The following is a 21,723-nucleotide window of genomic DNA, read 5'->3' on the forward strand; positions in this document are numbered from 1 at the left end:
TGAAAGGCTGCTGAATGAGAAAGGGGGGAGACGGGCGATATTCCTGTTCAAGATCGGCAGACAGGGCAGTTGATATGGAAGGAACACGGCAAAATGATAGTTATTAATGTTATTAAATAAAATTTAGTTAACTGCATTAATTACACGTCTACTTAATTACATTAATTAAAATTAGGGCAGGTCTTATAGATCGTAATAGAGGCTACATAATATTTGTTATGTAACCATCTGAATCGCATATCCGCCGGACCGATCCCAAGGTACTAGTTAAAGATAGTACTTTTCCCGCCACCATCCAGTTGCTACAATTACCCCATACGTAAATCGTAGTATGCTGACGATTGGGGGCATCTTATGGATACGAGACGTGTGAAAATACTCGCTACCGGCAAATATATGCCGAAACGAAAAGTAACCTCGGAAGAGATCGACCGGCTGCTGGGAGTGCCGGAAGGGTGGGTTTACAAAAAAACGGACGTGTCGGTTCGTTATTTTATAGATGATGAAACGTCCTCCTATATGGGGGCGGAAGCGGCGAAGGAAGCGATGAAATCGGCGGGGCTGTGTCCGAAAGATATCGACTGTATCGTCTATGCAAGCGGAACGGCCGAACAACCGATCCCCTGCACGGCTGCGCTGGTACAAAAAGCGCTCGGACCGGAATGGCACGGCATTCCCTCCTTCGACATCAACTCGACCTGTCTGAGCTTTCTGGCCGGGCTCGATGTGATGTCGTATCTGGTGGAAGCGGGCCGGTACGGCAAGCTGCTGCTCGTATCCGCAGAGATCGCTTCGACCGGGCTGAATTGGGACGATAAGGAAAGCGCGGCGCTGTTCGGAGACGGCGCGGCCGCCGTTATTGTCGGCAGAACTGAGGAGGGCGGCGGCTCGAAAATTATACGAACCGCCTTTAATACCTACGCAAACGGAGCCCGCTTGTCCGAAATACGCGGAGGCGGCACGCGGCTTCACGCCGGGCAATTCAGCGAATCGACGCGCGAGCACTATTTGTTCCGCATGGACGGCCAGGCTATTTTCCGGATGGCTTACAAACTGCTGCCGGACTTCGTCTCGTCGCTGTTAGCCGGGACGGGGATGAGCATGGACGACTTCCGGCTGGTTATTCCGCATCAAGGAAGCGCCATGGCGATGCGGCTGATCCGCAAAAAGCTGGGTATCACGGAAGATCAGCTTATGTACATTACGCCGGATCACGGCAATACGATCGCCGCCTCGATCCCGATGGGGCTTCATGAGGCGATACGCCGCAGCCGGATCAACCGCGGAGACCGGATCTTGCTGCTCGGCACCTCAGCCGGATTGTCTCTGGGGGGCATGATCCTTGAGTATTGAACCACAAGCCGTGCTTATCACCGGCGCCCGTGCGCCGGCGGCGCTGGAATGGGTCCGGCTGTTCCATGCGGCAGGACGGAAGGTATATGTGTGCGACAGTCTGAAACGGTTCGTATGCCGGTATTCCCGGTTCGTATCCGGTTCCGCGTCCGTTCCTTCGCCGAAAGACGATACGGAAGCTTTTATCGACGGGCTGGTCGGGCTCATTCGAAGGTACCGGATCGCTCTAGTCGTGCCAACCTGCGAAGAACTATTTTATGTGGTTAAATATCGGGCGAGACTGGAAGCGGAAGGGGCTGCGGTGTTTGCCGATCAGCTTCCCGCACTGCTGGGTTTGCACGACAAATATGAATTTATCCGGTTGGTGGAGAAAAACGGATTGGCTGTTCCCGAAACGCACCGGATCACGAGCGAAGCGGAGCTGAAGGACAAAGCGGCCGGTTTATCCGTGTCACACAAGTACGTACTAAAGCCCGTATTCTCCCGTTTTGCATCAAAGGTCCGGATCATCGAGCGAAGTGCCGGCGGCCCGCCCATACAGGCTCCGGATTCTTTGACGCCGGACTGCCCTTGGGTGCTGCAGCGGTTTATTGAGGGTACGCCGGTTTGCACATACAGCATCGCCAAGGACGGCCGGCTGCTTGCCCATGCGGCTTACGAATCGCGTTACCGGGCCGGGATGGGGGCATCGGTTCATTTCGCCGCGATCGAGCATCCGGCTGTACTTCGCTGGGTGGAGACGTTCGTCGCAGCCGAGAGGCTGAACGGACAGCTGGCGTTCGATTTTATCGTGGATAGGGAAGGTACCGTATACCCGATCGAGTGCAACCCACGGACGACAAGCGGGCTTCATCTCTTCGCGCCGGAGGACGGGATCGCCGAGACGGTTCTCGGTTCCGCTCCGGAGAACGGGGAAAGGCCGCTCATTCAGCCGCCTGCCGGCCGGTCGGCGATGATCGGTATGATGATGGGCGTGCAGGCGGCACGGCCAATCATGCCGTGGGTGGCTCGCGTCGAAACGGTAAGGGCGATGCTCCGCAGCCGGGATGTGCTGATCCGTTTCCGCGATCCGCTTCCGTTTTGGTCGCAACTCTTCTCATTATGGGAACTGTTCCATATGAGCCGCAGACGCGGTGTCTCGCTGCTGGAGACGAGCACGATCGATCTGGAATGGAATGGTGACGGATGAGAACACTGGTTACGGGAAGCACTGGGTTTTTGGGGAAACGGCTGGCTGAACGGCTATTCGAGCTCGGATGGGACGTCACGGCTGTCGGCCGGAACGAGCAGGCCGGCAAAGCGCTGTCCGGCGCAGGAATCCGCTTCGTCAAGCTGGATTTGCGGGACCGCGAAGCCGTTCACCGGGTTGTTGCCGGACAGGACGTCGTGTTCCACTGTGCGGCTTTATCGTCGGCTTGGGGGAGATACCGGGATTTTTATGAATCCAACGTTACGGCGACCGGGTTTTTGCTGGACGCGGCACGGGTGCATTCGGTTCAGCGGTTCGTTCATGTTTCCACTCCGAGCGTTTATTTCAACTACACGGACCAATTCAATCTGACGGAAGACAGCGAGCTGCCCAGCCGGTTCGCGAACGATTATGCCCGTACGAAATACGAAGCGGAATGCCGGGTACGCGAGGCGTTCGCTGCCGGACTGCCGTCGCTGATCATTCGCCCGCGGGCGATATTCGGACCGGGCGATCCCGCCTTGTTCCCCCGCCTGATGCGGGCGAACGACAAGGTTGGCATCCCGCTTATTGACGGCGGCCGGGCACTGATCGATCTCACTTACGTCGATAACGTGGTAGATGCGCTGCTGTGCTGCGCCCAGGCCTCCGAATCGGCTTTGGGCGAAACTTACAATATTAGCAACGGCGAGCCGGTTCAATTTGTCGACGCGGTTAACCGTTTGTTCGGTCAATTGGGGGTAACGCCGCGTTATCGCCATCTCGCTTATCCGACAGCTGATCGGTTGGCGGCGGGGCTGGAAACGGTGTACCGGCTGCTTCGGCTTCCCGGCGAACCTCCGTTTACCCGTTATACGATCGGGGTGGTGAGCCGCAGTCAGACGCTCGACATCGGGAAAGCGGGACGTTTGCTCGGTTATAAGCCAAACGTAAGGGTGGATGAAGGACTCGCCAGATTTGCGGACTGGTGGCGGGAGCATCACAAGTAGGGCGGATTTGTGCAGCCTAGGATCTGGAGGTACCCATATGAAAGCTATTAACCGCACGACGGTAACCGTTACGTGGCTGACGGCCGGCTACTGCACACATCCGGAATGGGTTACGATCCGGGGAGGTTCGCGTGCGAAAGTGCGGTTTCCTGCCGGCTTTGCCGTTATCGAGCACCCGGAACGCGGAATCCTCTTGTTCGACACCGGGTATGCTTCCCGTTTTTTTGACGCTGCTGCCGGTTGGCCCTATTGGATCTACCGGGAAATGACGCCCGTCTTTTTTGAGGAACGGCAATCTGCGGCTTCACAGCTGCTGGACAAGTTCGGCAAGCGGGCGGAGGAGATCCGGACCGTGATCGTCAGCCATTTTCATGCGGATCATATTGCAGGGCTGCGGGATTTTCCGGAGGCGGCGTTTTACTGTTTCCGTTCCGCGTACGAAGCCATTCAGGGGAAGCGAGGCTGGAGCGCCCTTCGCGGCGGTTTTTTGCCGGATTTGATGCCGCCCGATTTCGCCGAACGCGCCGTGCTTCTGGAGGGGAGCGGAGACAGCTGGCAGCCGCTGCCGGACGACCTGCCTTTCTCTACAGGCTGCGATCTATTCGGTGACGGAAGCGTGGTGGCTGTAGACGTCTCCGGTCATGCGGCGGGACAGATGGGCGTGTTTGTGACGACGGAAGATGAGGAGCTATTCCTGTGCGCAGATGCTGTATGGTCGAGCCACGCGTATCGCGAGCGGCGACCGCCGCACCCCGCCGCAAGTATCATTATGTCGAGCCGGAGCGACTACCGGACCAGCTTCGAGAAGCTGTGCAGGCTGCACGAAGATCGGCCGAATCTGCGAATTATGCCAAGCCATTGCCGGGAATATGGCGTCCCTGCGGGGAAGGAGGAGAACGGATGAAGATGAAGCAGCTCGCGCTTACCGCTTCCGCATATATCCGTACCCGGATGCTGGGACGAATCCGCTCCAGAGACCAACTGCTGCAATGGCAGGAAAAGCAAATCGTGCGCCATATCGCACGGGTACGAGCTTTATCCGCTTACTACCGGGAGTTGTGGCAAGGGTTGCCTGACGAGCAGTGGAGAAGCTTTCCGGTAATCGACAAATCGGATATGATGACGCATTTCGACCGGTTGAACACGATCGGCATCCGCAAGGATGAGGCGATGAATGCCGCGCTTCGGGCGGAGCAGACCCGCGATTTCCGGCCCGAGATCGGTTCGGTTACGGTCGGATTGTCCTCGGGTACGAGCGGCAATCGCGGGTTGTTCCTGGTCAGCGAGCGCGAACGTCTCGCCTGGGCCGGGACGGTGCTCGCCAAGCTGCTGCCGGGCGCATTCGCGAGGCGGGAGCGGGTCGCTTTTTTCTTGCGTGCGAACAGCAATTTATATCAAAGCGTCAATCAAGGAAGGCTGCAGTTCGTTTATTTCGACTTGCTGGCACCGGCCGACAAACTGATCGCCCAAATGAATGCCTACCGTCCGACCGTTGTCGTCGCTCCGCCGTCCATGCTCCGGATCATTGGAGAAGCCCATCGCTCGGGCTCGATGAACGTCCGTCCGAACCGGCTGATCTCGGTAGCGGAAGTACTGGACCCGCTGGACCGGCTCTATATTGAGGAGAGCTTCATCCGCCCGGTGCATCAGGTATACCAATGTACGGAAGGTTTTCTGGCCGCGACATGCGAGCACGGCACCTTGCATCTGAATGAAGATATCGTTCATATCGAGAAAGAAGTTGTGGACGCCGAGCTCGGCAAGTTCGTCCCGATCGTAACGGACTTCTCCCGCATCACGCAGCCGATTATTCGTTACCGCCTAAACGATATGTTGACCGAGAGAAGGGAGCCATGCCCTTGCGGGTCCCCCTACACGGCGATTGAATCGATCGACGGGCGATGCGACGATTTGTTTTATATCCCAGCTGCCGAAGATCCCGCCCGGTTCATTCCGATCTTCCCTGACTTTATATCGAGAACGGTCATTCGTGCATCCGAGCATATTGAGGAATACGAAGTGGAGCAGCTGGCGGCGGATCATGTGCGGATTTCGCTTCGGGTTGAAGCCGCGCATAAACAGTTGACGGAGCGGACGGTCGAAGGGATGATGCAGGAGCTGTGCCGGCAAGCCGGCTGCGTCCCGATCCGGATCGACTTCGCTCCGTACTCGAACGAGCGGGGGGATCGTAAGCTGAGAAGAGTCCGACGGACGATGCGGACGGCGAATATCCCCGATCCGGTTGGACGGGGATAAGGAGTCTGCGGTATTGTCGAAGTTAAGGCTCTCGCCGGTCGATCGCTTCGGCCATCGTTTTGTCCGTCAGGTGCGCATAAATCTGCGTGGTCTCGGGGGAGGCGTGGCCGAGCTGCTCCTGGGTTTTGTAAATGTCGTTGCGCAAATAATAGTCGGTCGCGAACGAATGGCGCAGCTTATGGACCGATAAGTACGGCTTGCCGAAATATTTGGCATATTTAATGACCATTTCCTGAATGGCGCGTTTCGTCATCCGTTTGCCTTCTTTTGATCCGTTGGCGACGGCGAGAAACAGCGCTTTTTCTTTTTTGTCCGGGGCATAGCGAAGCGAGCGGATCTCCAGGTAGGCGGTCAGCGATTCCACCGCTTCCTGACGGAAGTAAACGGGCGTTTTGAACGTCTCGTCATTTTTACCTTTCCGGAACACGTATACCAGCTTCTTCTTCAGGTCCAGATCGTCTATACTCAAATTGACCACTTCCGAGACGCGCAGACCGGTATTCAAGACCAGGCTGACGATGCAGACGTCGCGAACCTTATTAAGCTCATATGAATATAACGCTTGCTTGTTGTTGCACACGTCCTGGGGGTACCCGCTTTGGATGTAGCCGATAAACTCGAGAATCTCTTTTTCCTGCAGCAGCTTTCCTTCCAGCTTCGCGGCGGTGTCTTTCGGCTTGTGCGTCCGCTTGATCTCGACTTTGGCCATTACGTTCCGCTTGAGCAGGGGATAATAATCTTCATCCTCGGCGATCTGGCTCAAGTAATGAAAGAGCGAACGAAGCGAGGAGAGCTTGCGGGAGATCGTCGTTCTCGTATTGGCGCCGTCTTTTTTCGATGAAAGATACATCCGGTACGTGTTGATATTCTCCATGCGCAGCTTCTCAAGCACCTCGATCGGGATATCGCGCCAGGCGGCAGCTTCGGTCAGCCCTTCGGCCATCAGCCAGGAGAAAAACGTTTCGTAATCGCGCACATATTCAAGCAGGGAGGAAGGGGACAGGTCCGGCAGCTTATAATTAATAAACTGCTCGACATACCAGGGCATGGCCGGGACGCGTTTGTCCAGCTCTTGGCGGTCTTTCAGTTTAATGACGTTCATAGGGATCACCTCGACATGCAGAATTCGAACATAGTTTACGTAATATTTATTATGTAAACAAAATTCTCTTCATTTTCTATCCTAATCAGTCTACCCGATAATAAGGGGGACGTAAATGGATTCGGCGGAAGCTTTGGAACGCTTTGGTATAACGCATTGAATCGTTGTGAACGTTTCGCGATTAACGTGTATAATGTGGATATACATGCCGACAGGCAGCACTGATTAGATCGATACGAAGGAGACGGAACCATCATGCAAACGTTGCAGCAGGAAATAATACGCAAGCTCGGCGTACAACCGGCGATCGATAGCGCGGCGGAAATCGAGAAGAGAGTCCAATTTTTAATCGACTATGTGAAAACATCCGGCAAAAAGGGTCTCGTCCTGAGCATTTCGGGCGGGCAAGATTCCACGCTTGCGGGCAGGCTGTGTCAGCTGGCAGCGGAGCGGCTGAGACAGGAATCGGGCCAGCCGTATACGTACATAGCGGTCCGGCTGCCTTATGGCGTCCAACTGGACGAAGACGATGCCCAAGCCGCGCTTTCGTTTATCAACCCCGACCACGTGGTGACGATCAACATAAAAGATGCGGTCGATTGCTCGATGCAAGCGTTCCAGGCTGGTACGGGCGAGATGTTGTCCGACTACTGGAAAGGGAATACGAAGGCGCGGGAACGGATGAAGGTTCATTACGATTTGGCCGGCCACTACGATCTGCTGGTAGTAGGCACCGATCATGCCGCGGAAGCGCTGACCGGATTTTATACGAAATTCGGCGACGGCGGCTGTGACGTGACACCACTGGCGGGATTGAACAAACGTCAGGGCAAACAGCTGCTGGAGCATCTGGGCGCGCCGCACTCGCTCATTTACAAGGTGCCGACCGCCGACTTGCTGGACCATAACCCCGGCCGCACCGACGAAGACGAGCTTGGCTTCAGCTACGACGAGATCGATGATTACCTGGAGGGCAAACCGGTGAGCGACAACGCCCGGGAGAAAATCGAGACCCGGTATCTGCGTTCCGAGCATAAGCGGAGAATGCCGGTTACTCCTGATGAGACCTGGTGGAAAGATGATCACTCGAGCAAAAAGGAATAGCAACACCCATGTACTGTATTATCTTGGTTTTGCTTGGCTGTTCCTCTTTATACTCCTTGGGAGAATGTTCGATTCTTTGACCGTTTTTAGATATGAAGGCTGGTATTTTGCTTTGACAGCTTTGCAAATCACAGCCTTGGTCATCTACCGTTTTCTTTCAAATGGATGGAGCAATAAAGACTTTGGAATTGCCTGCCTTCTAATCCTCGTTCTTGTTATTGAAATGAATTGGGTTTTGGCACACGTAGTTGCCCCCCTATAGCTTAGTGTGAGGCGACAGCGAAAAACGAGATTTGCTCATAAACGAAGAATGCCGGTTACTCCCGATTAGAAGATGCCCGAACATCCGCTTCAAGCCCTTGTCTAACAAGGGCTTTTTATTTTGCCCGGACAAGCGCGAGATTTGACCAACAGAAAAAAATCAGCTCCTTCAAAAATAAAGGTTGTATTTATATACAAAGTATAATAAGATAACCAATAGTTAAATACAACTAAACAGATAGGAATTATTAAAATTGTTATCAAGGGCGTCGCATCGTTTGGGGAGGGATCGCGGATTGGAGCAGTTGGAAGCCGTTCGAGTGGTAGATGTGTGTAAGAGCTTTGCCAATACGAAGTCAACTTCGGATCAGGTTCTGCACCGTGTTTCGTTTGGCGTAGGCAAGGGGGAGATCGTCTCTTTGCTCGGTCAGAGCGGCTGCGGTAAAAGTACGCTGCTCAGTATAATCGGCGGATTCGAAAAAAAGGACAGCGGAACCGTATGGTTCGGCGGCGAGGAAGTATCCCGTCCTAACCGGAAGTGTGTCATGATGTTTCAAAATTACGGGCTGCTTCCCTGGCGGTCGGTATTGAAAAACGTAGAACTGGGCCTGGAGGAAACCGAATTAACGGCTGTTGAGCGCAAAGCGAAAGCTCTCGATTACTTGAAGCTTGTCGGGCTGGAAGACAAGGCCGGATTGTTTCCGCGCCAGCTGTCGGGGGGGATGCAGCAGCGGGTCGCCTTGGCGAGAGCGCTCGCCATCGAGCCGGAGCTGATTTTGATGGATGAACCTTTCGCGGCATTGGATACGTTTACCCGTTATCACTTGCAAAACGAGCTGCTGCGTATCCAATCCCAGTCCGGTACGACGATCATCCTGGTTACCCACGACATCGACGAAGCGGTTTATTTATCCGACCGGATTCTGATCATGAACGCGAACCCCGGAGGCATCCATAAGGAAATTCATGTCCATACGGCCAGGCCGCGAGACCGGGGACATGGGGAATTCCAGCTTTTCCGCAAGCAGATTCTCGAGTTTTTTCACTTCAACGGCTCCGCGCAGCCCGAGGAATATACGATATAGAGGAGAAGATCCGAATGAGGCTTATGAACAGCTCCCGCAAAGCTTATACCGCCGCGGTCATTATGATTGCCTTTCTGCTGGCGCTGACCGGATGCGGGCAAGGAACCGGGAAGGAAACGTCCGGAGATTCCGGCAAACGCAAGATCCGGATCGGGTATTTGCCGATTACACACGCCGCCCCCCTCTACATAGAAGAAGAGCTGGGCAAGGGCAAATTTAACCGTTTCGAGCTGGAGCTGGTCAAATTCGGCTCGTGGCCGGATCTGATGGACGCGCTGAATACCGGCAATATCGACGGGGCGTCGGTGCTGATCGAGCTGGCGATGCGGGCGAAGGAGCAGGGGATCGATCTGAAGACCGTCGCACTTGGCCATAAGGACGGCAATGTGGTCGTATCGTCGAACGATATTATGACGGTAAGCGATCTGAAAGGCAAAAACTTTGCGATTCCGCACAAATTCTCGACTCACAACGTGCTGCTCTACCAAATGCTGAAACAACACGGCATGCAATACAGCGACGTCAAAGTGGTGGAGCTCCCGCCTGCCGAGATGCCGGCCGCCTTGTCCGAGAAACGGATTGCCGGTTATGTTGTCGCCGAGCCGTTCGGCGCCAAATCCGTCGTCATCAAGAAAGGCAAAGTGCTGTTCCAGTCCGAGCAGCTGTGGAAGGATTCCGTCGATTGCGGGCTTGTTATCCGGGGCGATCTGATCCGGAAAGACCGGGAGGCGGTCAAGGAGTTCGTTGCGGAATATGTGAAAGCGGGACAAAAAGCGGAACAAAAAGACGCGCAAGCCAAACAAATTTTAAAGAAATATATGAATGTCGAAGACGAGGTGCTCGGCTTGTCCCTGGAGTGGATCAAGTACGACGATTTGAAGCTCGACAAAGCGTCCTACGAGGAGCTTCGGGAATATATGAAGGAAATGAAGCTGTCGGACAATCCGCCGACGTTTGAAGAGTTCGTGGATAATTCGTTCATAGAGGAAGCGCTCGGTAAATCATGAAGACAATGACCAAAACAACGAATGTGCTGATCGGATTTACACTGCTGATCGCGGTATGGCAGGCCGCTGTACTGATCGGGCAATATGAGAAATCGTTATTCCCGCCGCCCCTGGACGTTGCAAAAGGCATCGTCTCGCTGATCGCGGACGGCACGTTGTTCGAGCATCTGAGAGTCAGCCTGCTTCGCTTCGCTGCCGGATATGTGAGCGCGGTCGTTCTGGCCGTCGCGCTGGGGTTGACGCTTGGACTGCTCAAACGGGCATGGGCGATTGTCGATCCGATCGTCCAGCTGCTTCGTCCGGTGTCGCCGATCGCCTGGTCTCCGTTCATCGTGCTCTGGTTCGGGATCGGAGATGCTCCGGCCATCGTCATTATCTTTTTGGCGGCGTTTTTCCCGGTGCTGCTCTCCACCGTCTCGGCTGTCCGCAAGGTAGAGCCGATTTATTTGAAGGTAGCGCAAAATATGGAGATGAAGCGGATTCATTTGCTGACCAAAATTATATTCCCGGCCTCGTTCCCTTATATCGCGAACGGTCTTCATATCGCAATCGGTACTTCATGGATTTTCCTCGTATCCGGGGAGATGGTAGGGGCGCAGTCGGGACTCGGCTACTTGATCGTAGACGCGCGCAATTTACTGCGGCTGGATCTCGTATTTGCCGGCATCGTCTTCATCGGGCTATGCGGACTGCTGCTAGACCGGGCGGTGCGTGCATTGGAGCGATGGATTGAGAAGCTGTGGGGGGCGGCCTCGCACGAGTAGCTGTTGCCGGCAGCCCGCAGCGACGAGCTGGCGGACAACAGCGGGGGCGGATTCGTGGAAGACGCACGGCGAATGGCGCGCCGTAACGGTTAAAGTTAAGGCTTATGTGGGGTTAAGCTGGAGACTTGGAGCGGTTGCGCCGATTTCCACCACTTTCAGATCGGACACATTTTCGTTGCAGTGTGAGCAATAATACGAGATCTCGACCTCGTGTCCGCACGATTCGTGGATAAGCTTCTTGTAGCATTTCTGCAGATGCTGCCTGCCCCAGAGCACCATGCTATGAAAGACGTGCTCCAAATTTTGACCGCTGCTTGTGAGCGTATACCGGTAACGGGGCGGATGCTCCGAGTACAGCTGGGAGGTGATCAGGCCGGCGGATTCCAAATATTTGAGTCGCTCGGACAGCAGTCGGGAGGAGACGCCTTCCAGCGACGATTTGATCTGATTAAAAGTCGAGTTGCCGATCATGATCTCGTGAATGATAAGCAGCGTCCAGCGATCCCCGATCAAGTTCAGCGTCTGGGCGATGTTGCAGGGCAGGTCGTATCTTTCTTTCATCGAAGAACCTCCGAAAATGATTTTTTGTCCATCATACCATATTCCGCTGATGAATGAGTTGATTTTTTATACCAAGTAAATTAAAATCACTAGGTATAGTAGGTTTTAAAAATATACCTTGAGGAGAGATACAAATGACTTTGTATTTGGTAGAATCGGCACTGAATGGTATCGTGAAGGATAAAGCAGGCTTCGAGCAAAAAATCGCCGAGCTTCAGAAAGAGCTGGCGTCGCAGGACGTAACGGTAATCGAGGTTCAAGTGTCCAAGGATTGGAGCCGCGCGTTTTTCATTTTCGAATCGGCGGGACGGGACATTTTGAATGCGAGCTTGCGCAGCGCGGGCATCCCGGTCATCCTGAGCAAGCCGGTTCGCCTGATCGGGCAAGATCTGGAGGAAGTGAAGCAGCAGAAGGAAGTCGTGAATTATTTGGTGGAATGGAACTTGCCGGAGAACCTGACGATGGATCAGTACCTGGAGCGGAAGAAAAACAATTCCGTCCATTATGCGGAAGTGCCGGAAGTATCGTTTTCCAGAACCTATGTATGTGAGGACATGACCAAATGTTTGTGCTTCTACGACGCTCCGGGCGAAGCGGCCGTCAAAAAAGCTCGGGAAGCGGTGAAAGCGCCGATCGACTCCATCACGGAGATTTTGCCCGGCAAATAAAAGCTATTTGCGGATCAGGGGTGGAAAGAGGATGGTTACAGAGGAAGCTGCCAGAAAAAATCTCCTGAACGGACTTATCGATCTTTACTTAAAACCGATCGTCAAGAAAGTGGACGCGGAAGCGTTATACCCGCGCGAATACTTAACAAAGCTGGGAACATCCGGTCTGCTGCCGTCCCGCCCCCTGCCCGAGCCCGTAATTGTGACGGAAGGCGTGAGACTGGTCGAGGAAACGTCCAAGGTGTGCATGACGACCGGATTTAACTTATGGTGTCATCTGACGGCAATGACCTATCTGCGCAGAAGCGGCAACCCGTATCTGCTGGCAAACGTGCTGCCGCGTCTGGAGAACGGGGAAATGCTCGGAGGCACAGGGCTGTCCAACCCGATGAAATATTACGCCGGGCTCGAAAAGTTATGTCTGAAGGCGAGACGAAGCGAGAGCGGGTATTTCCTCTCCGGGGTGCTGCCGAGCGTGTCCAATCTCGGAGCGGATCACGGTTTCGGCGTAGTGGCCGCTGTTGATGACGATACCCGGATTATGGCTTTCATCCGTTGCAGTTCCGAAGGATTGACGCTGCGCGAGAAGGTGTATTATATCGGCATTAACGGCAGCGCAACGTACAGCTGCGAGTTCGACGATGTGTTCGTGCCGGATGAATGGATACTCTCCGAGCAGGCGGACGCGTTCGTTGCCTCGATTCGTCCCCAGTTTCTGATGTACCAGATTCCGCTCGGCCTCGGCGTTACGGACGCTTCGATCCAATCGATGCACAAAGTAAGAGACCGGCAGAGCGGCTGCTGCAGCTACATCGGCGTTCAGCCGGACGATCTCGAGGCAGAGCTTGCGCCGCTGCGGGAAACGATATATAGGCTGGCTTCCAGCGATCATTTGTCCGAGCAGTGGCCCGAGGCGGTGAAGGCGAGGCTGGAGATCACGTATCTGACGCTCAAAGCTGTCCAGACTTGCATGCTGCACTACGGCGGAGCCGGTTATTTGCAGAACAGTTCGCCGTCGCGCCGGCTGAGAGAAGCATACTTCCTGTCCAATCTGACGCCTACGGTCAAACATTTGGAGAAGATGCGCTGCCTGCAGACCGGCGGCAGGTGAACAAACCATTACGAAAAACCGTCCGGTAAGCGTCGAGCGTCCGGACGGTTTTTTACGTGCAAACGCGGACGAAAGCCTATGTAGAAGAGAACGTACACCTTGGCTCCAGCCGCACATGGACGAGGTTTTGGGGGACTTCTTCAACTTGGCAGGAGGCCGTACAACTCTTTCAAGCAACAAGACAGAACGTGTGTTCTTATTAGCTGAAACGAAAACCTGCGTGCGGGTTCTGCCACATTATAAGAGTTTCTGGCAGTCTCTATTTTCGTCATATTGGTCGGCCAGAGACATACGGTTTGCACCTTTTATTTCAGCCCACCGGTCGGACCTGCGCCCGTTTCGCCGATCTTAGCAGCCCCAGACCGCTCTTATATTCCCATCCAAGCGGAATATAGACAAAATAACAGGTACAAACCGCTCTAATCAGTTCTCTCCTCTCCACGCTGCAAAGCAGGACGATCACGCCGGCATCCGTCTGCGGATCAACGACACGACAGCGATCAGGAGCATCGGGGCGATATAGGCGGTGTTGTCGAGCAGGGGCCAGATGATATTCACTTGCTCCCCGAGACTCGTCTCATCGCGATACGTAGTCAGCGACAGCAGCATACAGATCATGGCGACGGGATACACGAGAAAACGGTCATCCTTCAAATGAAGCAGCTGCGACAAAACTTTCATCAGAATGTACAGCATGATCGCGCTTTTGATGTAAAAACCGACGGTCAGCGAGAAGCCGATCACCGACTCGATTCTCTCGATAATTTCCCTCACGAAAATTAAGCGGGAGAGCTGATAGAGAGAAAATTTGAGATCGCCGGCCAAAGGACCGAGCACCATCATACTGCTCACGATAGAAGCGAGCAGGGTGAAGCCGTTAAGGATCAGCGCAAAAAATAGATGTTTGCCAACCTTGCCGCCTTCTTCCTTCCGCACGAACGGCAGGAGCATGGCGAAGACGACAAGCTCCGAATAGGGGAAGCCGTAAGCGATATAAGCGCCGTGTAAAATCGGCCCGATCCCTTGCGGCATGATCGGTTCGAGATATTCCGGGTGGTACATCGGCGCAACGAGACCCAGAATCAGAATGATGAAGCCGAACATCAAGGTAGACAATATTACGGCCATCCGGGCTATGACTTCAATGCCGTTGCGGACGGTGAGGGCGATCGCGATAAAAAAGAGCGCATTAATCGCATAACTCGGCGTTTCTCTCAGCATCGTGCTTTTGAAGAACACGCTGATTTCGCTTACGATCCCGGCCACATGCCAGAACATGACGCACACGTAAGGGAGGAGTATAATCGCGGTCAGCCATCCGCCTAGCGTATGACGGCTGTACTGGATGAAGGACATCCCGGGATATTTCCGGTATAGATACAGAACACAGCCCAGCAGGAGAAAGCCGATCAGCCAGGCCAGCAGCAGAGAGAGCCAGGCTCCGTTCCCGGCTGCGTTGATGAGCGGAGCAGGAACGATGACGATCGACGAACCGGTCATAAAGGAGAGGAACAGCATGCTCATCTGGGCCGAACTGACGCTCTCTTGCTTGCTCATGGGACGTTATCCTCCTGGTTGGAACAAATCGACAATCCGTTTGGCCGGACCGGCAAAGATAGAGTGGAACAAGGTATCGATATTCGGCCAGTGCGCTTCGGTTACGAAAATAATCCCGAGATATAAAACGGGCAGCATCAGCGACCCGTAAACGATCCGGTCGCGTCTCTCCGCGCCGCTCCATTGCCGCATGCCGCTGCCAACAATCACCGCAACAAACAGAAGAACAAAAGTCAGCCTGGCCAGCAACCTATTCATCCTCTCTGCCGAATGGTTTTCCTACGTTCATCCCCGTATTTAATACCTGGACATCAACGTCGAGGTGGAAGCGGATTTTGGCGAAATGTTCTCCCCATTCCGGCTGCCACTGTTTCCATAAGGCCGGTTCTTTTCGGTATACCTGATTGCCGATGCCGAGCGCGTCCATCCGTTCCCGCTGGAGGAACGAAAGTGTTTTCCGGATTTGCCGTTCGACCTGGCGCTTGAGGCGGTCTTCCAAAGATTCCTTCTCGGCGTTTTTCGTGATTCGGGAGCAGCGCAGCTCTCCTACCGCTCCGGCAATCCGGGTCTTGACCCGTACGGTGACCTGATCGTTTTCGACGCGGGGGGATAACCGGGTCGCAGCATCGAGAACTTCGAACGATTCCTCGCCTTCGCCATCCGAACAAGGGTATTCCAATATGCCGGATTTGTACTTATTGGTAAGCATCATCAGCGCTTGCGTATCTTTAGGCGTCACGATCGCTTTCGCCAGCTTGCCGTCCTTTAGCAGCGCGATGCCGGAGACCGTGACATCCTGCTGTCCGCCGTCGTGATGAATATAAGGGACCGTCGATACGCCTGTCGCGCTTTTTAATTGAATCGCCAGCTCGAACAGCGGAATTTTGGACGTTTTCGCGGCATAGTCCGCACCGTCGGTTTCCATCCGCTTCAACTGCTGACCGATCGTATGTTCGATATACGGTTTAATGTTCAAATAATCGCTGGCCGGTCCTTTCGTTACGAGCGGGAGAATCGTTCCCCGAGGTTCGTGATCCCTCGAGAAATATTCGAGAATCGCTCCGACGCCTTGCGTCCGCAGCACCTGCTCTCCGAGCAGGATGACCCGCAGATGATCCCATTTGGCCTTCCGACCGAAATGAATCGGAATATCCCGAACCGCTTCGAAGATCGTTTTCCCTTGCGTTTGAATATTGATGCCGCTTTGCTTCTGCTGCTCGCTATCCCGCATTTCCGCACCACCCGTGGGGCTGTAGAAATGGGTGGTCAGCTGAAACTCGCCATCTTTCGTCAGATCGATGGCTACCGCCTGAACGAATCCGTACCCGGTCAGCTCTTCATTGTCCCAACAGCCAGTTGTTAGAATTAACACCATAAGGGAAGCTACGGCGGCAAACGAACGGGATTTCACGAGGTTACTTCCTCCCAGCGGTCTTTTTATGCAGATGCCGGTTGCGCGGAGCATGAAGCAATAGCTTGCGCGGAACGATCCAGAATATATCCCGCCATTGCTTCAAATCGAGCGGCGCCGCAGGAGCGAGATAAGGCTGGCCGATCGAGCGCAGCGCGGTCAGGTGCAGCAGCGTCAGGATAAAGCCGAACATAATGCCGAGTCCTCCGAATGTCGCAGCCAGAACCATATACGGGAAGCGCAATATCCGGACCGCAATGGCCATATTGTATTGAGGCAGGGAAAAGGAGGCGATTCCGGTCAGAGCGACGACAATGACCATAACGGGCGACGCGATCTTGGACTGGATCGCCGCTTCCCCAATGACCAGCGCGCCGACAATGCTGACCGCGGAACCGATCGGTCTTGGCAGACGTATACCGGCTTCCCGCAGCAGCTCGAAAAAAAATTCCATAATGAGCGCTTCCAGAAAAGCCGGAAACGGAATCCCTTCCCGGGTATTCAATATGGCCAGCAGCAAGACGGTCGGAATCATCTCGGAATGAAACGTCGACAAGGCGATATACGTGCTGGGGAGCAGCAGCGCGATAACAAAAGAGACCAGCCGGAGCAGACGGATCAAGGACGAAAAAATAGACCGGTGATAATAGTCTTCGCTGGACATGAAAAACTCCAGGAAATTTCCCGGACAGATCAGGACGGAGGGCGTACCGTTCACCATGGCAATGATCTTGCCGTCGAGCAGTGCGGCGATGGCAGTATCGGTCCGCTCCGTATACCGGACCTGGGGAAAAGGCGAATAGCGGGCTTCCCCGAGCCATTCCTCCAGATAGGACGTTTCCATAATCTCTTCCTGGTCGATCTGATCGATCCGGCGTTTGAACTCGCGCAGCGTCTCCGGATTCACTGCGCCGTCCAAATAACCGAATGCGAAGTTTCTGCGGCTCTCGGCGCCGGCTGTCCGGTATTCGAATTTCAGTCCCGGCGATTTCAGCAGTCCCCGGATCATGCCGATATTGCTGCCCAGATCTTCGATCGTGCTGTTATGAGGCCCTTGGACAACAGGTTCGTTAACCGGCTCGCCAACTTGCCGCTGAGCCACGTCAAGCGCTACATATCCGGTCGCTTTGTCCCATCCGTCCCAGAAGATGACTACTTTCCCGTCCAGCATGCCGGCTACGGACTGCCCGATCGTCTCCATCAACTCGACGGGATGCGAGGTGACGCCGTGCTTCGAGAAAAAACGCATCACATCGTCCGCCGAGATCCCGGCAGCGGGCCCGATTTCGTGCGAAGCCATGTCTTGCAGCGCTTCCTTGACATCGTTAAGCCGCTGGTCCCGAACCAACGTTTCGAAATAAACGGAAACGGCCTTTTGTTCCAGTTGCGGACCGTAGCTCCAGGGAAGAATAATCAAGTCTCCGCAGTTCGCCAGCGTCTCCCCGAGCGCGTGGATATTAGCCTCGAGCTGCTTGGAGATCGGAAGCGAAGGTGAATTGACGCCTGGTGATGACGACGAGCCGCTATGACCAGCAGCAGAAGAGGGAGGCGTATTATTTCGATGGCCGGGAACGTGATTCCGCATAACGTTCTCCTTGATTTGGAATAGTTTGGAGTTAGAGTACCCTCAGGAGGAGAAAGATATACCAAAAAGAGCTATCCGGAAAGTCAGTATAGGCTGACTTTGGGACGCCCCGTTTTGGGTTGAGTGTTAAAAAAGCACACCTAGAAGTTGGATAAGTTATTCAAGGTCGAAGATGAAGACGTACGGCGTTCGCGTATTGATCAGCAGCGGTTCCGTTACTTGACGTTCTCCGCCATTGGAGTACGTTACATTGTCGGGCCGGTCTAGCGTAACCTTGTAGCGTCCGTGCGGCACCGGCTGGCCGGCTGCGTCTACCGGATTCCAGGGCACGGTGAAGGTATACCGGTAGCCGGCCTGAAGCGGACCATGGACGACAGGAAGCGTCTGCTCATAGACGGGCGAGAGCGGCTGATCGTCCTCGCCGACCGATTCGACCTTAAACGTCCATTCGTACGGATCCAGCACGATATCGTGTCCGGTATTATTTTGAAAGGAAACGGTGAAAGGGGAAATCTGATCGGCCGGGAGATGCCCGTTAAAGCCGCTTGGAGGATAAAGCGCGGCGACAACGCCGCCGTCCAGATGGATATCTCTCATTTCCGGCTTGTATGGCTCCAGTTTGTCCCTCACCTTGATGTTATAGGTGAAGATGTGACGCTGTCCGTCGAAGACGAGACGGGTGGCAAAAGTACGCGTTTCTCCGGGAAACGGCGGCTTCGTCTCCGAATCGGCGATAGATACGAACTCGGTTGACCCCATCGGTTTTCCATTCGAGTCCATGGCCGTTATTTCGATTTGTTTGCCTGATAGATCTTTGTTGATGCGGATCGTTCCGGACGTGAGCGTGCGTTGGCCGCCCGGCAGACGGCTTACCTGGAGCTTTTCCATCTCAAAGTATCCGTCCGGGTCGCGCATATAAGGTACAACGTAATCCGGGAAGCTGCCGATCTTGAGATCGATTTGATTCAAGCTGCCGTTGTCCGGCGAGGCCGGCTGGAACGAAACGTCCGCTCCGAACGCCTCCGCGAAAGTGCGCAGCGGGATATAAGCCTTATTGTTGTAATTGATGACAGGATTATCGCCGGTAACCTCGACAGGCTGGATCGTGACCCCGTTGTAAATAGCGACTTGGCTCGGAAATAAATACGCCTGAAGCGAGTCTGATGCGACAACTGCGGTGGAGGAAGCGACAGCGGCGCCGCAAATAAAACCGATTATATATTTTCTCATCATCGAAATCCTTTCCATAGTTTGTAAAAGATTAGACGGATTCGAAGCCGGAAGGTTGCACCGTCGCCGGATATTCCGCTCATTTCATGTCAGGCGCCAACAGCAATATCAGCAACAGTAATATATGATAAAATGAAACTATCTGTCAGATGGGAGAGTGAGAGAAATGGACAATAAAGAACGGTTTTCCAACCGGGTCGAGATGTATGCCAAATACCGGCCGAGCTACCCGGAGGCGGCGATGAGTTATTTGTACGACACGGTCGGTTTGTCGGACGATTGTACGGTGGCGGATATCGGAGCCGGAACGGGTATTTTCTCCAAGCTTCTTATCGCACGGGGCAGCCGGGTCATTGCCGTGGAGCCGAACGAACCGATGCGCCGCGCAGCCGAAAGCGATTTGGCCGGAGAGCGGAACTTTCGTGCGGTTGCCGGGGCGGCGGAGAGCACCGGGCTTCCGGATCAGTCGGTCGACTTTATCGTGTGCGCCCAGTCGTTTCATTGGTTTAATCATGCCGAAGCGCGGATCGAATTTCGCCGGATTTTAAAACCGGGCGGGAAAGCGGTGCTGATCTGGAATTCGCGGTTATTGAAAGGAACCCCGTTTCTGGAACAATACGAACAGCTGCTGCGGACATTCGGCACCGACTATGTGAAGACGAACCATAAAAACATATCGAGAGAGGCACTGACTGCTTTTTTCCATAACGGGGATATGCAAGAGGCCCGGTTTATGAACCGTTACGCTCACGATTTCGAGCAGCTCAGCGGCAGAATGCAGTCCTCCTCGTACATTCCGGTTTCCGGCGATCCGGCTTATGAACCGATGATGGTGGAGCTGCGGAACGTGTACGAGCGGACGAACCAGGATGGGGTCGTGTTTTTCGACTACGAGACCGAGGTGTATTGGGGCGAGGTTTAATTTTAAACAAGCGTTAACTTTAAAAGAGACCGGCAGGGAAACGCCCGAAGCTCGGCGTCGCCAACCGGTCCCTCTTTCTTTGTTCAGGTGCCGTCTTTTCCGCACGACAGATCCGCTTCCTTATTTTGTATGAGAAGCTGGAGCAGCTCGTACAACCGGTTGCGTTGGTCGATGGACAAATTATCGAGCAACTGGTCCGCCACCTCGGACTGAACGGCTAGGATATGTTCCAGATGAGCTTGCGAGAGCTCCGTCAATTGAATAAGGGTCGCCTTGCGATCTGTCGGGTCGGGTACGCGGACGAGCAGGTTATCGTTCTCCAGCTGCCCGCAGCTCCCTTCAACTAAAGAGTAGACTCACTAAAAAGCCGTTGTTTCAAATTGTACATGAAACGGATGGACGTAGGCAAATCTGAAGGAGTGCAAGGTACGGCTTCTGGTTAGATGACGAACAAAGGCGTTTCAGTGCGAAACTGGCACGATCCGGCACCATCACTCACTCGGTTGCCGGCTTTACCAACTCATTCGGGTCTCCCTGAACGACAAGTCACGTTCATGCGGCAGCCCACTTGACGGGAACATTAAAATCAATTATCTTTAATTTAAGATATATGAACTTAAGAATAGAACGAGGGGAGACTTTACTATGACAACATTCCGTACTATCGAAGGTATTTTCAGAGGTGCGCCTTTCCATATGGTAGGAGACGGCTTCCGGGTGTCCAACTATTTTCCGTCCGGCAACAACTTCCAGCACCGGATCAGCCCGTTCATTCTGATGGACTATAACGCTCCGTTTGTTTTCCCGCCCAGCCCGTCGGTAAAAGGGGTAGGCGCCCATCCGCACCGGGGGTTCGAGACGGTGACGATCGCTTACGAGGGCTCGATCGAGCACCATGACAATTACGGCAATCACGGTATTATCGGGCCCGGCGACGTACAGTGGATGACAGCGGGATCGGGACTGCTGCATAAGGAGTATCACGAGACCGAGTTTTCGAAGCGCGGGGGCTTGTTCCAGATGATTCAGCTATGGGTGAATCTGCCCAAGGCTCACAAGATGCATGCGCCGAAATATCAAGAGCTGCTTCACGCGCAGATGGGGCGGGTGGAGCTTCCGGAAGGCGGCGGGACGGTGCGTGTCATCGCCGGCGAATACGAAGGCGTCGCAGGACCGGCGTCCACGTTTACGCCGATTCACTTGTTCGACATGACGCTGAAGCCAAACGGAAAGGCGGCGTTCGAACTGCCGTCAGCGTATAACACCGCTGCTCTTGTTCTGAAGGGCGAGGTGAAAGTAAACGGCGATCGCACCGCCCAAGAAGGAGATTTCGTCCTGTTCGGCAACAGTCCGGGCGCGATTTCGATCGAGGGGTTGACGGACGATACGGTCGTTTTCGTCTTAAGCGGTGAACCGATCAACGAGCCGATCTACCAGCACGGCCCCTTCGTGATGAACAGCCGGGAGGAAATTATCGAAGCGTTTCAAGACTTCCAGTCCGGCAAGATGGGCAGCACCGATTTTTAAGCGCCGGGAGTGTATAATAGTGGAGCGGGGAATACCCTGCT

General features: G+C 54.3%; 21 protein-coding genes. 13 read left to right on the top strand and 8 right to left on the bottom strand.

Annotated elements, in window-relative coordinates; all coding sequences use genetic code 11:
• The first annotated feature begins 354 nt into the window (after positions 1-354).
• From PV433_RS02380 to PV433_RS02400, 5 genes are read left to right on the top strand one after another with little or no spacing between them, the layout of a single operon-like run.
• A complete protein-coding gene (locus tag PV433_RS02380) occupies positions 355-1,353 on the top strand; it encodes a beta-ketoacyl-ACP synthase III (protein ID WP_332070599.1) in 999 nt (332 codons plus the stop codon).
• A complete protein-coding gene (locus PV433_RS02385) occupies positions 1,343-2,542 on the top strand; it encodes an ATP-grasp domain-containing protein (protein ID WP_332070600.1) in 1,200 nt (399 codons plus the stop codon). The genes PV433_RS02380 and PV433_RS02385 overlap by 11 nt, the downstream gene beginning before the upstream one ends.
• The gene (locus PV433_RS02390) at positions 2,539-3,531 is read left to right on the top strand and encodes an NAD-dependent epimerase/dehydratase family protein (RefSeq protein ID WP_332070601.1); all 993 of its coding nucleotides are present in this window, start codon (positions 2,539-2,541) and stop codon (positions 3,529-3,531) included. The genes PV433_RS02385 and PV433_RS02390 overlap by 4 nt, the downstream gene beginning before the upstream one ends.
• A gap of 37 nt (positions 3,532-3,568) precedes the next feature.
• On the top strand, positions 3,569-4,435 hold the full coding sequence (locus tag PV433_RS02395; protein WP_332070602.1) for an MBL fold metallo-hydrolase: 867 nt from the start codon (positions 3,569-3,571) through the stop codon (positions 4,433-4,435).
• The gene (locus PV433_RS02400) at positions 4,432-5,787 is read left to right on the top strand and encodes a F390 synthetase-related protein (protein WP_332070603.1); all 1,356 of its coding nucleotides are present in this window, start codon (positions 4,432-4,434) and stop codon (positions 5,785-5,787) included. Before PV433_RS02395 ends, PV433_RS02400 begins: the two co-directional genes overlap by 4 nt.
• A gap of 22 nt (positions 5,788-5,809) precedes the next feature.
• On the opposite strand, the gene xerS is transcribed toward PV433_RS02400, so the two are convergent.
• The gene (gene xerS / locus PV433_RS02405; RefSeq protein ID WP_332070604.1) at positions 5,810-6,889 is read right to left on the bottom strand and encodes a tyrosine recombinase XerS; all 1,080 of its coding nucleotides are present in this window, start codon (positions 6,887-6,889) and stop codon (positions 5,810-5,812) included.
• A 264-nt stretch (positions 6,890-7,153) separates the two neighbouring features.
• Between xerS and nadE the strand changes: the two genes are divergently transcribed.
• The 4 genes from nadE (at position 7,154) to PV433_RS02425 (ending at position 11,110) form a co-directional block, all read left to right on the top strand.
• On the top strand, positions 7,154-7,993 hold the full coding sequence (nadE, locus tag PV433_RS02410; RefSeq protein WP_332070840.1) for an ammonia-dependent NAD(+) synthetase: 840 nt from the start codon (positions 7,154-7,156) through the stop codon (positions 7,991-7,993).
• Positions 7,994-8,550: 557 nt separating this feature from the next.
• Positions 8,551-9,339: an ABC transporter ATP-binding protein gene (locus tag PV433_RS02415; protein WP_332070605.1), complete on the top strand. Its 789-nt coding sequence runs from the start codon at positions 8,551-8,553 to the stop codon at positions 9,337-9,339.
• A 14-nt stretch (positions 9,340-9,353) separates the two neighbouring features.
• Entirely contained in the window at positions 9,354-10,346 is a 993-nt protein-coding gene (locus tag PV433_RS02420; RefSeq protein ID WP_332070606.1) for an ABC transporter substrate-binding protein, read from the top strand.
• The gene (locus PV433_RS02425) at positions 10,343-11,110 is read left to right on the top strand and encodes an ABC transporter permease (RefSeq protein ID WP_332070607.1); all 768 of its coding nucleotides are present in this window, start codon (positions 10,343-10,345) and stop codon (positions 11,108-11,110) included. The genes PV433_RS02420 and PV433_RS02425 overlap by 4 nt, the downstream gene beginning before the upstream one ends.
• A 102-nt stretch (positions 11,111-11,212) precedes the next feature.
• Here PV433_RS02425 and PV433_RS02430 read toward each other — a convergent pair whose 3' ends face one another.
• A complete protein-coding gene (locus tag PV433_RS02430; RefSeq protein ID WP_332070608.1) occupies positions 11,213-11,671 on the bottom strand; it encodes a winged helix-turn-helix transcriptional regulator in 459 nt (152 codons plus the stop codon).
• Between the two features lie 134 nt (positions 11,672-11,805).
• Between PV433_RS02430 and PV433_RS02435 the strand changes: the two genes are divergently transcribed.
• Positions 11,806-12,339 (top strand): DUF4242 domain-containing protein, encoded by a 534-nt coding sequence (locus PV433_RS02435; protein WP_332070609.1) that lies wholly within the window; start codon positions 11,806-11,808, stop codon positions 12,337-12,339.
• 31 nt (positions 12,340-12,370) lie between these two features.
• Positions 12,371-13,450 (top strand): acyl-CoA dehydrogenase family protein, encoded by a 1,080-nt coding sequence (locus tag PV433_RS02440; protein ID WP_332070610.1) that lies wholly within the window; start codon positions 12,371-12,373, stop codon positions 13,448-13,450.
• A 459-nt stretch (positions 13,451-13,909) separates the two neighbouring features.
• On the opposite strand, the gene PV433_RS02445 is transcribed toward PV433_RS02440, so the two are convergent.
• From PV433_RS02445 to PV433_RS02465, 5 genes are all read right to left on the bottom strand, one after another.
• The gene (locus PV433_RS02445) at positions 13,910-15,007 is read right to left on the bottom strand and encodes a GerAB/ArcD/ProY family transporter (protein WP_332070611.1); all 1,098 of its coding nucleotides are present in this window, start codon (positions 15,005-15,007) and stop codon (positions 13,910-13,912) included.
• A 6-nt stretch (positions 15,008-15,013) separates the two neighbouring features.
• Positions 15,014-15,265, bottom strand: a complete 252-nt coding sequence (locus PV433_RS02450) for a hypothetical protein (RefSeq protein WP_332070612.1) — start codon at positions 15,263-15,265, stop codon at positions 15,014-15,016.
• Entirely contained in the window at positions 15,258-16,418 is a 1,161-nt protein-coding gene (locus PV433_RS02455) for a Ger(x)C family spore germination protein (RefSeq protein ID WP_332070613.1), read from the bottom strand. The genes PV433_RS02450 and PV433_RS02455 overlap by 8 nt, the downstream gene beginning before the upstream one ends.
• Before the next feature lie 4 nt (positions 16,419-16,422).
• The gene (locus PV433_RS02460; RefSeq protein WP_332070614.1) at positions 16,423-18,003 is read right to left on the bottom strand and encodes a spore germination protein; all 1,581 of its coding nucleotides are present in this window, start codon (positions 18,001-18,003) and stop codon (positions 16,423-16,425) included.
• 156 nt (positions 18,004-18,159) lie between these two features.
• The gene (locus tag PV433_RS02465; RefSeq protein ID WP_332070615.1) at positions 18,160-19,236 is read right to left on the bottom strand and encodes a stalk domain-containing protein; all 1,077 of its coding nucleotides are present in this window, start codon (positions 19,234-19,236) and stop codon (positions 18,160-18,162) included.
• 163 nt (positions 19,237-19,399) lie between these two features.
• On the opposite strand from PV433_RS02465, the gene PV433_RS02470 reads away from it, so the two are divergent.
• On the top strand, positions 19,400-20,155 hold the full coding sequence (locus PV433_RS02470) for a class I SAM-dependent methyltransferase (RefSeq protein WP_332070616.1): 756 nt from the start codon (positions 19,400-19,402) through the stop codon (positions 20,153-20,155).
• An 83-nt stretch (positions 20,156-20,238) separates the two neighbouring features.
• On the opposite strand, the gene PV433_RS02475 is transcribed toward PV433_RS02470, so the two are convergent.
• Positions 20,239-20,412: a hypothetical protein gene (locus PV433_RS02475; RefSeq protein WP_332070617.1), complete on the bottom strand. Its 174-nt coding sequence runs from the start codon at positions 20,410-20,412 to the stop codon at positions 20,239-20,241.
• A gap of 388 nt (positions 20,413-20,800) precedes the next feature.
• Between PV433_RS02475 and PV433_RS02480 the strand changes: the two genes are divergently transcribed.
• On the top strand, positions 20,801-21,682 hold the full coding sequence (locus PV433_RS02480) for a pirin family protein (protein WP_332070618.1): 882 nt from the start codon (positions 20,801-20,803) through the stop codon (positions 21,680-21,682).
• The last annotated feature ends 41 nt before the right edge of the window (positions 21,683-21,723 follow it).

This window comes from Paenibacillus sp. GYB004 (assembly GCF_036577605.1).
GTDB lineage: Bacteria > Bacillota > Bacilli > Paenibacillales > NBRC-103111 > Paenibacillus_AB > Paenibacillus_AB oceani.

Bases quoted from the DNA above. Each gene is read 5' to 3' on its own strand.
- PV433_RS02430 (WP_332070608.1), bottom strand. From the start codon at position 11,671: ATGAAAGAAAGATACGACCTGCCCTGCAACATCGCCCAGACGCTGAAC.
- xerS (WP_332070604.1), bottom strand. From the start codon at position 6,889: ATGAACGTCATTAAACTGAAAGACCGCCAAGAGCTGGACAAACGCGTC.
- PV433_RS02440 (WP_332070610.1), top strand. From the start codon at position 12,371: ATGGTTACAGAGGAAGCTGCCAGAAAAAATCTCCTGAACGGACTTATC.
- PV433_RS02445 (WP_332070611.1), bottom strand. From the start codon at position 15,007: ATGAGCAAGCAAGAGAGCGTCAGTTCGGCCCAGATGAGCATGCTGTTC.
- PV433_RS02450 (WP_332070612.1), bottom strand. From the start codon at position 15,265: ATGAATAGGTTGCTGGCCAGGCTGACTTTTGTTCTTCTGTTTGTTGCG.
- PV433_RS02465 (WP_332070615.1), bottom strand. From the start codon at position 19,236: ATGATGAGAAAATATATAATCGGTTTTATTTGCGGCGCCGCTGTCGCT.
- PV433_RS02460 (WP_332070614.1), bottom strand. From the start codon at position 18,003: ATGCGGAATCACGTTCCCGGCCATCGAAATAATACGCCTCCCTCTTCT.
- PV433_RS02420 (WP_332070606.1), top strand. From the start codon at position 9,354: ATGAGGCTTATGAACAGCTCCCGCAAAGCTTATACCGCCGCGGTCATT.
- PV433_RS02435 (WP_332070609.1), top strand. From the start codon at position 11,806: ATGACTTTGTATTTGGTAGAATCGGCACTGAATGGTATCGTGAAGGAT.
- PV433_RS02470 (WP_332070616.1), top strand. From the start codon at position 19,400: ATGGACAATAAAGAACGGTTTTCCAACCGGGTCGAGATGTATGCCAAA.
- PV433_RS02390 (WP_332070601.1), top strand. From the start codon at position 2,539: ATGAGAACACTGGTTACGGGAAGCACTGGGTTTTTGGGGAAACGGCTG.
- PV433_RS02395 (WP_332070602.1), top strand. From the start codon at position 3,569: ATGAAAGCTATTAACCGCACGACGGTAACCGTTACGTGGCTGACGGCC.
- PV433_RS02480 (WP_332070618.1), top strand. From the start codon at position 20,801: ATGACAACATTCCGTACTATCGAAGGTATTTTCAGAGGTGCGCCTTTC.
- PV433_RS02425 (WP_332070607.1), top strand. From the start codon at position 10,343: ATGAAGACAATGACCAAAACAACGAATGTGCTGATCGGATTTACACTG.
- PV433_RS02380 (WP_332070599.1), top strand. From the start codon at position 355: ATGGATACGAGACGTGTGAAAATACTCGCTACCGGCAAATATATGCCG.
- PV433_RS02400 (WP_332070603.1), top strand. From the start codon at position 4,432: ATGAAGATGAAGCAGCTCGCGCTTACCGCTTCCGCATATATCCGTACC.